Source organism: Pigmentiphaga aceris (assembly GCF_008119665.1).
Taxonomy (GTDB): domain Bacteria; phylum Pseudomonadota; class Gammaproteobacteria; order Burkholderiales; family Burkholderiaceae_B; genus Pigmentiphaga; species Pigmentiphaga aceris.
In genome coordinates, this window is sequence record NZ_CP043046.1 from 6,023,682 (window position 1) to 6,035,788 (window position 12,107).

At 63.4% G+C, this 12,107-nt stretch carries 10 protein-coding genes; 8 read left to right on the plus strand and 2 right to left on the minus strand.

Going from position 1 to position 12,107, the window contains the following annotated elements:
- The first annotated feature begins 63 nt into the window (after positions 1 to 63).
- The 8 genes from mutM (at position 64) to mutY (ending at position 9,663) form a co-directional block, all read left to right on the plus strand.
- A complete protein-coding gene (gene mutM, locus FXN63_RS26040; protein WP_148818546.1) occupies positions 64 to 888 on the plus strand; it encodes a bifunctional DNA-formamidopyrimidine glycosylase/DNA-(apurinic or apyrimidinic site) lyase in 825 nt (274 codons plus the stop codon).
- 277 nt (positions 889 to 1,165) lie between these two features.
- Positions 1,166 to 1,762: a GbsR/MarR family transcriptional regulator gene (locus FXN63_RS26045; protein ID WP_148818548.1), complete on the plus strand. Its 597-nt coding sequence runs from the start codon at positions 1,166 to 1,168 to the stop codon at positions 1,760 to 1,762.
- A complete protein-coding gene (locus FXN63_RS26050) occupies positions 1,743 to 3,350 on the plus strand; it encodes a cytochrome ubiquinol oxidase subunit I (protein ID WP_148818550.1) in 1,608 nt (535 codons plus the stop codon). Before FXN63_RS26045 ends, FXN63_RS26050 begins: the two co-directional genes overlap by 20 nt.
- Before the next feature lie 16 nt (positions 3,351 to 3,366).
- Positions 3,367 to 4,503, plus strand: coding sequence for a cytochrome d ubiquinol oxidase subunit II (gene cydB, locus FXN63_RS26055; protein WP_148818552.1), 1,137 nt, complete (start codon positions 3,367 to 3,369; stop codon positions 4,501 to 4,503).
- Positions 4,504 to 4,534: 31 nt separating this feature from the next.
- Positions 4,535 to 4,693: a cytochrome bd-I oxidase subunit CydX gene (cydX, locus tag FXN63_RS26060; protein ID WP_148818554.1), complete on the plus strand. Its 159-nt coding sequence runs from the start codon at positions 4,535 to 4,537 to the stop codon at positions 4,691 to 4,693.
- Positions 4,690 to 6,837: an ABC transporter ATP-binding protein/permease gene (locus FXN63_RS27225; protein WP_425468638.1), complete on the plus strand. Its 2,148-nt coding sequence runs from the start codon at positions 4,690 to 4,692 to the stop codon at positions 6,835 to 6,837. Before cydX ends, FXN63_RS27225 begins: the two co-directional genes overlap by 4 nt.
- Positions 6,834 to 8,471 carry a thiol reductant ABC exporter subunit CydC gene (cydC, locus tag FXN63_RS26070; protein WP_148818556.1) on the plus strand — a complete coding sequence of 546 codons (1,638 nt, stop codon included), beginning with the start codon at positions 6,834 to 6,836 and terminating at the stop codon, positions 8,469 to 8,471. Before FXN63_RS27225 ends, cydC begins: the two co-directional genes overlap by 4 nt.
- A 31-nt stretch (positions 8,472 to 8,502) precedes the next feature.
- Positions 8,503 to 9,663, plus strand: coding sequence for an A/G-specific adenine glycosylase (mutY, locus tag FXN63_RS26075; protein ID WP_148818558.1), 1,161 nt, complete (start codon positions 8,503 to 8,505; stop codon positions 9,661 to 9,663).
- A gap of 16 nt (positions 9,664 to 9,679) precedes the next feature.
- On the opposite strand, the gene FXN63_RS26080 is transcribed toward mutY, so the two are convergent.
- Positions 9,680 to 10,624 (minus strand): nitrate- and nitrite sensing domain-containing protein, encoded by a 945-nt coding sequence (locus FXN63_RS26080; RefSeq protein ID WP_148818560.1) that lies wholly within the window; start codon positions 10,622 to 10,624, stop codon positions 9,680 to 9,682.
- A gap of 78 nt (positions 10,625 to 10,702) precedes the next feature.
- Positions 10,703 to 11,902: a methyl-accepting chemotaxis protein gene (locus tag FXN63_RS26085; protein ID WP_148818562.1), complete on the minus strand. Its 1,200-nt coding sequence runs from the start codon at positions 11,900 to 11,902 to the stop codon at positions 10,703 to 10,705.
- Positions 11,903 to 12,107: the final 205 nt, after the last annotated feature.

Sequence of the window (12,107 nt, forward strand, 5' to 3'; positions counted from 1 at the left end):
CGCGTGCGGCGACCGCCTGCACATACGCCACGCTACCGCGCGCCAGACATCCTTGTTTCCATCATGCCAGAACTACCAGAAGTCGAAGTCACCAGGCGCGGCATTGCCCCCACAGTAGAAGGGGAAATTCTGCGCGAGCTGGTGGTACGTGAACACCGCTTCCGTTGGCCAGTTCCGGCTGAACTACCCGGCATTGTCGCCGGGCAGACGGTCCGCAAGGCGGATCGGCGCGGCAAATATCTGTTACTGGACATGGCATCGGGCACGATGATCGTGCACCTGGGCATGTCTGGCTCGCTCAGACATGTACGGGCGGACGACCCACCCCGGACGCATGACCATGTGGACTGGATTTTCGATCGCGGCATCATCCGCATGCACGATCCGCGCAGGTTCGGTGCGGTGCTGTGGCACCCGGTGGCGCACGGTCCGATTCTCGAACACAAGCTGCTGGCCAACCTGGGCATCGAACCCTTCGACCCGCGTTTCGACGGCGAATGGCTGTATCGGTACACCCGTGGGCGAGCGCCCGCTATCAAGCAGGTGCTGCTGGCCGGGGACATCGTGGTGGGCGTGGGCAATATCTATGCGTCAGAAAGCCTGTTCCGGGCAGGCATTCACCCGGTGACGCCCGCCGGGAAGATCAGCCGCATGCGCTATGACCGGCTGGCCGCTGCGGTTCGCCAGGTACTGGCCAGCGCCATCGAGTCGGGTGGCAGCACCCTGCGCGACTATGTCGGCGTGGGCGGCGAATCGGGATATTTCCAGCTGAACGCACAGGTTTACGACCGCGAAGGGCTGCCATGCCGCGTCTGCGCCACGCCGATCCGGCGCATTGTGCAGGGGCAGCGCGCGACTTATTTCTGCCCACGCTGTCAGCGAAGCTGATCCAGGAAAAATCCAAACGGCCCGATCAGGGCCGTTTTTATTTCCTCAAATTGAATGTATGTACTCACAAACCAGAGCATTCAGTCAGACGTGCCTGCCCTCCAGTCGTGCTCAAGACACACTCTCGTTGGTCGTAACCTTTGGTTATGTCTATAATTTCAGTAATTACTGAAAATTCAGCAATTAGTGTTGACTTGCATCACGTGGGTTCACCGGACCCATCGCACAGGCGGCACTCAGGCTGCCGTTTCCTGACCTTCATCAAATAGTTGTCGCCATGCCCAACACCCTTCCGATCGCCGTCACGCCGCTCACGCCACAGATCGAGCGTTTTGTTCTTCATTTCGGCGAGATGGGCAGCCGGTGGGGCGTCAATCGCACGGTTGGTCAGATCTACGCGCTGCTGTTCATCTCTGAACGCGCGCTCAATGCCGACGAGATTTCCGAGCTGCTGGGGTTTTCGCGCTCGAACGTCAGCATGGGACTGAAAGAGCTTCAGTCCTGGCGCCTGGTGAAGATGGCGCACCAGCCGGGTGACCGCCGCGAATACTTCGGCACGCCGTCGGACGTGTGGGAAATCTTCCGCACCCTGGTCGAGGAAAAGCGCAAACGCGAGATCGATCCCACGCTGACCATGCTGCGCGACGCGCTGCTGGAAAAGCCCAGCGACGACCAGGAACGTTATGCCCAGCAGCGCATGAGCGCGATGCTGGAGTTGATCGAGTTGAGCACCACTTGGTTCGACGAGGTCCAGCGCATGTCGCCGGAGACCTTGGAGAGCCTGATGCGTCTTGGCTCACGTGTTCAGAAAGTCCTCGGCTTTGCCGACAAGCTGCGTTTCTCAGGAAAGAAAAATGACACTCCCGACGCTTGATGTCGTCGATCTTTCGCGGCTGCAATTTGCCGCGACGGCGCTGTATCACTTCATCTTCGTGCCCCTGACGCTGGGCCTGTCCTGGATCCTGGTGATCTGTGAGACGGTCTACGTGATGACCGGCCGCGAAATCTACAAAGACATGACCCGCTTCTGGGGCAAGCTTTTCGGCATCAATTTCGCGTTGGGTGTTGCCACTGGCATCACGATGGAATTCCAGTTCGGCACCAACTGGGCCTACTACTCGCATTACGTCGGCGACATCTTCGGCGTGCCGCTGGCCGTCGAAGCCCTGATGGCCTTCTTCCTGGAAGCCACCTTCGTGGGCCTGTTCTTCTTCGGCTGGGACCGCATGTCGAAGACCAAGCACCTGATGGTGACCTTCCTGGTGGCCTTGGGCTCGAACCTGTCGGCGCTGTGGATTCTGATCGCCAACGGCTGGATGCAGCACCCGGTGGGCGCGGAGTTCAACTTCGAGACCATGCGCATGGAACTGACCAGCATCGCGGATGTGATCTTCAATCCGGTGGCGCAGGTGAAGTTTGTGCACACGCTGGCTGCGGGTTATGTGGCGGCGTCGATGTTCGTGTTGGGCATTTCCGCCTGGTATCTGCTGAAGGCACGCGACACCTCGTTCGCGCTGCGTTCGTTTGCGGTCGCGGCGGGCTTCGGTCTGGCATCGACGCTGTCTGTGATCGTGCTGGGCGATGAGTCGGGTTACACGATTGGCGAATCGCAGAAGGTGAAGATGGCCGCCATCGAAGCTGAATGGGAAACCCAGGAAGCCCCGGCATCCATCACCTTGTTCGGCATTCCGAACCAGGAAGAACAGCGCACCGATTACGCCATCAAAATGCCTTATCTGCTGGGCATGATCGCCACCCGCTCGCTGGACGGCGAAGTGATGGGCATTCGTGAGCTGAAGGAAGTCCACCGCGCCAACATTCTGGAAGGCATGGAAGCCTACGGTGCGATGCAGAAGCTGCGCGCAGGCGATACCTCGCCCGCCTTGCGGGCCGAGTTCGACGAGCACAAGAAGAACCTGGGCTACGCGCTGCTGCTGAAGAAGTACACCGAGCACGTGACCGACGCCACGCCTGCACAGATTCAAAGCGCGGTGGACGATTCCATTCCGCGTGTGGCACCGCTCTTCTTTGCCTTCCGCATCATGGTTGGTCTGGGCTTCTTCTTCCTGCTGATGTTCGGTGCCGCGTTCTACCTGCTGGTCGCCAAGAAGCTGGCACCGCAGCGCTGGTTCCTGAAGCTGGCCACTTGGTCGATCCCCCTGCCCTTCATTGCGATCATGGCCGGCTGGATCGTGGCGGAATACGGTCGCCAGCCGTGGACGATTGCAGGCGTGTTGCCCACCTTCCTGTCAGTGTCTGACCTGAGCCTGTCGCAGGTGTGGTTCAGTCTGATCGGCCTGGTCGTGGTGTATGCCATTTTGCTGACGATCGAGATGTGGCTGATGGTGAAGTTCATCCGCCTGGGACCGGCCAGCCTGCATACCGGTCGTTATCACGGCGAGACGCCTGCCCCAGGAGATGAAGTGCTGCCCGCCGTCACCCCTCACCCCGCTATTTCCTGATCACAGGGGACACACCATGTTCGACTACGAAACCCTGAAGATCATCTGGTGGGTACTGATGGTCACCCTGATGCTCGGCTTTGCGCTGACCGGCGGCTTCGACCTGGGCGTGGCCACGCTGCTGCCCTGGGTGGGGCGCACCGACGACGAGCGCCGGGTTGCCATCGGCACCATTCACGCCACCTGGGAAGGCAATCAGACTTGGTTGATCACCTTTGGCGGCGCATTGTTCGCGGCCTGGCCGCTGGTCTATGCAGCCGGATTTTCCGTGCTGTACATCGCGCTGATCTTCACGCTGTTTGCGCTGTTCCTGCGGCCGCTGGGCTTTGACTATCGCGACAAGCTGAAGTCGCCGCGCTGGCGCAACAACTGGGACTGGGGCCTGTTCGTGGGCGGCGCGTTCCCGGCACTGGTGTTCGGTGTGGCGATTGGCAATCTGTTCCTGGGCCTGCCCTTCACCTTCAATGCCGATATGCGCATCAGCTACCAGGGCGGCTTCTTTGGTCTGTTCAGCCCGTTTGGCGTGTTCTGCGGTGTGCTGGGTCTGGCGATGCTGGCCCTGCATGGCGCGGCCTGGATTCACCTGCGCACCGATGAAATTGTGCAGTCGCGTGCACGTCGCGCCACCATCGTGTTGGGTGTGGTCGTGGCCCTGCTGTTTGCGCTCGGTGGCTGGTGGATGCAACACATCCCCGGGCTGCGTGTGGACACCATCGGTGACCTCAATCGTGCGCTGACGCCGTTCTCGAAAACCGTCAGTGCCGCACCGGGCGCATGGCTGGACAACATGCACAACTGGAAGTGGGTGTGGCTGGCCCCGGTGGCAGGTATTGCCGGTGCACTGCTTGCCGCCTTGGGTGCCGCGCGTCGTTCGGGCTGGACCGGCCTGGCCGGCAGCAGCCTGGCGGTCACCGGCATCATCGTCACGGCAGGTCTGGCGCTCTTCCCCTTCGTGTTGCCCTCTTCCAGCAGCCCGGTGTCCAGCCTGACGGCCTGGGATGCCGTGTCGAGCCAGAAGACGCTGGGCATCATGTTGATGGTGGTTGTGGTCATGCTGCCGATCATTGCGCTGTATACCGCGTGGGCGTATCGCATCATGCGCGGCACCATCACGCTGGCCCATGTGCGCGACGAAGATCGCGCGGCGTATTGAACCTCGTCTACAGAATTCAGGAGAAAACACGATGTGGTATTTCACATGGCTGCTGGGCCTGGGACTGGCCCTGGGCTTCGGCGTGATCAACGTGATGTGGCTGGAAAGCAATTACGCCTTCGGCCGTCGTCAGGAAGAAATCACGCGCAAGCGTTTTGAAGATTTCCGCAGCGATCGCGACCGTCGATGAGTTCAACGGCGGAACACGATCCTGCCCGCGCCGCGATGTCACCAGCGCAGGCCGCCTGGCTGAAAACGCTGGTGGCGCAGGCGCGTGGTCCGCTGCGCCGCGCCAGTGCCGCACCGGTGATTGGCGGCGCGTTGCTGATTGCACAAGCGTGGTTGCTGGCGCGGGTGATTGAACGTGCCGTGGTAAATGGTGCGGACTTGGCAACGCTGGCACCGTGGTTGTTTGGTATTGCGGGGCTGGTGCTGGTGCGTGCATTGATTACCCGCTGGGGTGACATTGCCGGCGCGCATGCTGCCGAGGGCATCAAGCGTGCACTGCGCGATGCCTTGTTTGCCCAGCAATTGGCACGACCGCCGCAGTGGTCACGCCAGGCGTCGTCGGGAGAGCTTGCGGCCAGCATGGTCGATCAGGTCGATGCACTGGAAGGCTATGTTGCGCGTTACTTGCCGGCGCGCAATGCGGTGGCGATTCTGCCGCTGGCCTTCTGTGCATTCCTGATGCCGGTGGACTGGGTGGTGGGTTTGCTGCTGCTGATCACCGCGCCGCTGATTCCCCTGTTCATGGCCCTGGTTGGCTGGGGCGCACAGTCTGCCAGCCAGCGTCACATGCAGGCGATTGCGCGCTTGTCCGGCATTTTTGCCGACCGGCTGCGCGGGCTAACGACGCTGCGTTTATATGGCCGTGCGCAGGCCGAAGCCGATACGGTGACGCAAGCCAGCGAAGACCTGCGCAAGCGCACCATGTCGGTGTTGCGCATTGCGTTTCTGTCTTCTGCGGTGCTGGAATTTTTTGCTGCGCTGGGTGTTGCCGGCGTGGCTTTGTATGTGGGCCTGAGTTACCTGGACATGATTGCGGTGCCGGGCACCAAGATGGCCTTGCAGGCAGGTTTGTTCTGCTTGCTGATGGCTCCCGAGGTCTATCAACCGCTGCGCCAGTTTGCGGCGCATTATCACGATGGTGAAGCCGCGAAGGCGGCGGTGACGGTGATTGCGCAGACCTTTGATGATTTGCCGGATGTGGGGGTATCGAAGGCAGGACAGCTCGATACCGCTGCGCCGAGCCAGGCATCCACGCACAGGGCAGTGTTGAGGAGCGCAGATGCTGCGGCAACGTCGATCAAACATACTGAGCCGACCAGCCATCAACGCGCGAATACGCTGAATGTGGCGGGTAGTCGTGGGCTGTCGGTTCATCGAGCGGCATCGCTTGAAGTCCGTGGACTGGACATCGTTCGACTGGCGCGAAGCGCACTCGAACACGCACAGGCGGGGCTGCCGCAACAGGGCGCGTCGTCCGCGCCCCAGGCTACGCACGATGCGCAATCCGGTCATCACACCGAACTGGTTCTGCAGGACCTGCGCTTTGCCATCGGGGCGGGTGAGCATGTTGCGCTGGTGGGTGAAAGCGGTGCGGGCAAATCGACTTTGATCGAAGCGCTGGCGGGGCTGGGCAGCAGCCCGACGCGCATTTTGCTGGATGGCATTGCGCTGGCTGATTGGAAGAACGGCCCGCTGCGTCAGCGCATCGCTTGCCTGGGCCAACGCGCGCACCTGTTCCACGGCAGCATTGCAGACAACATCCGGCTGGGTCGGCGTGACGCGACAGATGAAGACGTGTTGACTGCCGCCCGGCTGGCTTGTGTCACCGACTTTGCTGACCGCTTGCCTGCCGGACTGAACACCCAGATCGGCACGCGCGGTCACGGCTTGTCGGGTGGGGAACGCCAGCGCGTTGCGCTGGCGCGAATTTTTTTGCGCGACCCTGGTTTGATTTTGCTGGACGAGCCTACGGCCTCGCTTGATGCCGAGACGGAAGCACGCGTGCTGGACGCAATCATCGACTTTGCCCAAGGCCGCACGTTGCTGGTGGCCACGCATTCCGATGCGGTCGCGCAGCGTATGGGGCGCATGCTGAAAATTGCAGGCAATCGGGTGCATGCCGTCGCGAATGCTGAAGCGCGGGCCGAACCTCAGCATTCGTCTCTGGGCACGCAGGCAGCACGCATGGACCTGCCGCCCAACGATTCGCCCGACGCACTGGGCACACGTGTTGGCGACCGCCGCACAGCCGCGCTGGCCGACGCGACGAACCAGCCGCATCACACACATGCCCTGCACCCATCACGCACCGGAGCCGCGACATGACTGCCTTGTTCAGCCTGCTGCCGCACTTTCGCCGTCGTGCTTGGGGACTGGGCTTTGCACTGGCGCTGGCCGTGCTGACGCTGATGGCGGGCGTGGCCTTGCTTGGCGTGTCGGGCTGGTTTCTGACCAGCGCCTTTCTGGCCAGCAGTCTTGCCCCCTTCAATCTGTTCGGCCCCTCGGCCAGCATTCGTGCGCTGTCGATGCTGCGCATTGGCGCACGTTACGGCGAACGCGTCAGCGGTCACGAAGCCACCTTGCGCCTGCTGTCAGACCTGCGTCGCTGGCTGTTCCTGCGCATGATTCCGCTTGGCCCGGAACGCCTGGGGCGATTGCGCGGTGGTGACCTGGTGGCGCGGCTGACTGCCGATGTGGATGCACTGGACACCGTATTCCTGTTTGCGTTTGCGCCGATTGCCACTGCGCTGATCGGCGGTTCGGTGCTGGCCGTCGTGTTCCACATGGCCTTGCCGCCTGCGGCCTGGATCATGGGCATTGCCTTGCTGCTGGCCGCACTCGGCGTGCCGATCTGGCTAGTGCGCCGCAGCCGTCGCCCGGGTGAAGCCGTGGCCCAGACCAGCGGTGACTTGCGCGCGGCGGTGCTGGACGGCGTGGAAGGCCATGCAGACCTGATCGCCTTCGATGCGGTGGACACTGCACAAGCGCAGTTTGAACACGCCGCGCGTGATGCAGGCACGGCACGATTGCGACTGGCACGAGCTGCTGCCGATGGCCAGGCTTGCGTACAGGCGCTGGCAGGTTTGTCGGCAATCGGGGTACTGGCAGTCGGCCTGATTGCGCTGCGTGCCGGCACCTTGTCGGCCCCCTGGATGGTGGGCATGGTACTGGCCACGCTGGCGATTTTTGAGGTGGTCGGCCCCATCATGCGCGGTTCCACGCGATTGAGCGTAGCGGCCGCTGCTGCCACCCGCATCGACGCGCTGACCAGCGGCCCGGGCGGACCTGCCGACCCCGCTGTGCCGCGCCAGGTATCTGCCCAGGGCACGCTGATGTTCGATGACGTGCGCTACGGCTACGACGCAGCACGCCCGGTGCTCGACGGCTTCTCGCTGCGCATCGATACCGGCGAGCGCGTGGCGCTGGTTGGCCCAAGCGGCGCGGGCAAATCCACCGTGCTGCAATTGCTGCTGCGTCTGAACGATGTGCAAGGCGGCGCAATCAGCTTCGACGGCGTAGACATTCGCGACATGGCACAGGCCGACTGGCATCGCCATGTGGCCTTGCTGTCGCAAGACGCGCCCGTGTTCCTGGGCACCATCCGCGACAACCTGCGCATTGGTGATCCCCAGGCCGACGATGCACGCTGCCTGCGCATGCTGGACCACGCTCGCCTGGGCGACTTCGTACGCAGCCTGCCGCGTGGCCTGGATACCTGGCTGGGCGAAGCGGGCAGCACGCTGTCAGCCGGTCAGGCGCGCCGTCTGTGCCTGGCGCGTGCGCTGTTGTCACCCGCGCAATTGATCGTGCTGGACGAACCCACTACCGGCTTGGATCGTGACAATGAACTGGCGTTCTTCCAGGACATTGTGCACGCCACCCAGGGCCGCACGGTACTGCTGGTGACACATGCGCAGTTGCCAGCGGGCACGGTGGATCGGGTGGTGCAGCTGGGCTGAGGCATACCCGGCCGCCGGTTATGCTCTCGCCATGAATGAGCCAATTTTGTCCGCCACGGACACGCTGAACACCGCATCGGACAACGCCTTGCCCGATGCGGCATCCTGTCCGCCCGCGGCGGCGACGCGCGGGTTTGCCGAACGTGTGGTCACCTGGCAGCGCCAGCATGGCCGCCATGCCTTGCCCTGGCAGAACACCCACGATCCTTATCGGATCTGGCTGTCGGAAATCATGCTGCAGCAGACCCAGGTTGCCACCGTGATGCCGTATTACGCGCGCTTCCTGGAACGCTTCCCCACTGTGGCTGACCTGGCCGCCGCACCTCAAGCGGTGGTGATGGAGCTGTGGGCCGGACTGGGCTACTACGCCCGTGCGCGCAACCTGCACGCGTGTGCGCAGCAGGTGGTGGAAAAATGGGGCGGCAAGTTTCCGCCTACTGCTGAAGACATCCAGACACTGCCCGGCATTGGCCGATCCACCGCTGCGGCCATTGCGGCCTTTGCGTATGGTGAGCGCAGCCCGATTCTGGATGGCAACGTCAAACGGGTTTTCGCGCGCCATTTCGGCATTCACGGCGATCCGACTACCCGCGCAGTCGAACTGCGCATGTGGGACTACGCAGAAAAAGCCCTGCCCCCTATCGGCCCTGATACACCAGACGCCATGCGTTCGTATACCCAGGGGCTGATGGACCTGGGCGCGACCATCTGCAAACGCGGCGACCCGGACTGCGGCGTGTGCCCGGTGCGTGCCACCTGCGTGGCCCTGCGAGAAGCGCGCCAGCACGAGCTGCCTACCGCGCGCATTCGCAAGGCGATTCCCGAACGCAGCATTGGCATGTTGATCGTTGAACACGAAGGCCGGGTGCTGCTGCCCCGCCGCCCGGCCACGGGCATCTGGGGCGGCTTGCTGAGCCTGCCGGAATTCGACGGTGAAGAACCCGGCACCGCGCTGGCAACGTTTGGTCTGCCGGCCGATGCCATCGTGCGCATCGACCGCCTGGCGCTGCTGTCGCACACCTTCACGCACTTCAAGCTGCACATCACGCCCTGGCATATTCGAAGCCAGTCGGCAGGGTCGCTGAATACGGATGATTGGCTGGCTATCGATGCGCTGCCAAGCGCGGCCTTGCCTGCACCGGTGCGCAAGCTGATCGATGCGCTGTACGGGCAAGACGACCTGCTGCGCTAGAAATGACCAAGCGTCATCACGTTGCACCCACCGGCGCAGCGCTGGCAGCCAATCCCGCAGACAAGGCAGGTGCCGTGCGTTCGCGCACTCCGCCCGCCAGCCGCCCTTCGACCTCATCCGCCACCCGTTGCCACAGCGCCAGGCAGACATCGATGGTCTGCGTGGCGCTGCGGAAGTACTCAGCCGACGACAGATCGATGCGGTCTGTGCCGATCAGGCGTGTATCGATCAAGGCCAGCAAACCGGCGACTTCGGCAGCCTGAGCTTGCGCGCTGCGCTGCCAGTCCGGCATGTCGATCAACGCAGACAGCGCTTCCTGACCTGTGCCGATGCGCTGCGCCAGAAAGCGCAGACGAATGCGGCCCACCGCCCCGCAATGCCCGCGTGCCGCGAAGCCCGAACCCAGCGCACGCGCCTGCCCGATGTGTTCGACCAGCGGCGGCAGTCGTTGCAACAGCAGTTGCACCAGCCGGCGTTCCGCGTCGCGATCGGCGCGGCGTCCATCCCCACCGGCCAGCAACCCCGCCTGTTCACCCAGGTCGCCCAGCAGATACAGCATCTGCTGCACCAGCCCGGTGTGCGCGGCAAAGCTTTGCTCCGGTGTCATGTCCTGCACCCGCCCGGCTAGTTGCCGCCACTCGGCAGTGATCCGGTCGCGGCGCGGCGCACAGACCGCCAATGCAGGGGTCTCGTCAATGCGCGCTCCCAAGGCATGCAGGGCTGCGTCGACGTCCGTTTGCTTGGCGCTCAGTCGCGGACCAAAAGCCTTGTCGCCGTTGAGCAGCGCCACCGACATGCCGCGATGCTGCTGCACCGCCGTCACGCAGGCAAGTGATTCCCGCACTGCGGCCAAGCCGGTCTGGCGCAGGTGGCGACGCTGTTTCTCCTGCCCCATCCAAGCCAGGCTCAAGACACCAGCCGCCACTGCGATCCCGCTCAGACTACCTACCAATGCGACCATGTTCGCTCCGTGCCGATCGTTCCAAAACGCTTGTCAGACTCACGCGTGAAACCGCGCCCGGCATCATCAATCCGGTCATCAAGTACGAAACCGCAACACCGTCCCGCGCAGCCCGCTTGCCAAGCCTGCCAGGTGCTGCGCCACCGATGCGGCCTCGCTGCTGGCGGCATTGTTGTTGCGCGCTTGTCCGGCCATACGATCCATGCTGCCTGCCGCGTGGCCACTTGCTTCGCGTTGTTCACGAATGGCCTCTGCCATCGCGTGCACGCGATCCTGCGTCAGACGTGCGCTGTTGCGAATGGCCAGCAAGGCGTCGGCGGCGCGGCCCGCGAACTGCACACCGCGCTCGGCCTGCTCGCGGCTCTGGTCCATGCGCGCAACCGCCGTATCGATCTCGGACTGGATCGCCTTGATGACGCCGCCGATCTCGCCGGTGGCCTGTCCGGTACGTTCGGCCAGGCGGCGCACCTCGCCCGCCACCACGGCAAACCCCCGCCCCTGTTCACCCGCGCGTGCTGCCTCGATGGCTGCGTTCAAGGCCAGCAGATTGGTCTGGTCGGCAATCTCGCGGATGACACCGACAATGCCGCCGATCTCGTCGGACCGCTGCCCCAAGGTGCCCACCAATACCGCCAGTGCGGCCACGCTGTCGCGAATGCCGCTCATCTCTTCGCCTGCGGCTCCCACTACCGACGCGCCATCGCTGGCCAGGGCCTCGGACTGATCGGCCAATGACTCGGTTTCGTCGGCACCCGCCGCAATCGATACGGTGCTGCTGCGGATCTGTTCCACTGCGCTTGCGCTCAGATCGGACAAGGTCAGTTGTTCTCCCGCGCCCGCCAATACCTGGGCTGCCGCACTGGACAGCTCTGCCGCCGCGCCCGCGACTTCTTCGGCAGCACCGCGCACTTCGTCGATCAGCCGGGCGTTCTCGCGCGCCATGTCATTGAGCCGGATGGCCACTCGCGCCAGTTCGTCACGGCCGCGAACTTCCGTGCGAGCCAGCAAGTCCCCTTCCGCCAGGCTGTCGACCGTGGCCAGCAAGGTGCGGGCAGCTGCGGACATCGACAGGTAAAGCGCCAGAAACAGCCACGCGCCCAGCGCCATCGCCGTCCAGGCAGCCGCATCCAGCACAGCTTGTGCAGCGGGTGGCAGAACCAATCCGTCCAGAACAGCCGCCAGCGCCGGCATGGCCAGCAACAGCCCGATCAACAAGAATTTGCCTGACAGATTGAGACGCTGCATCAGGCTGAGGGCGGGACCCATGAATACGTTCATCCTGGCGCTCCTTGCGCGTGGAGGGGCGACTGCGGCGATGCCAGCCTGAACAACCGCAATACGCAAAAAAAAACGTCCCCATGACCAAGGTGATTTCGGTCTGCGGGGACGTCTTTGTCCGGTGGACGAACCGTCGTTGGTTGGTCACACCGAGTTGATGCAAGGCCCATGCCATCGCGTCAGATCATGCCGTGCAAGGTCACTG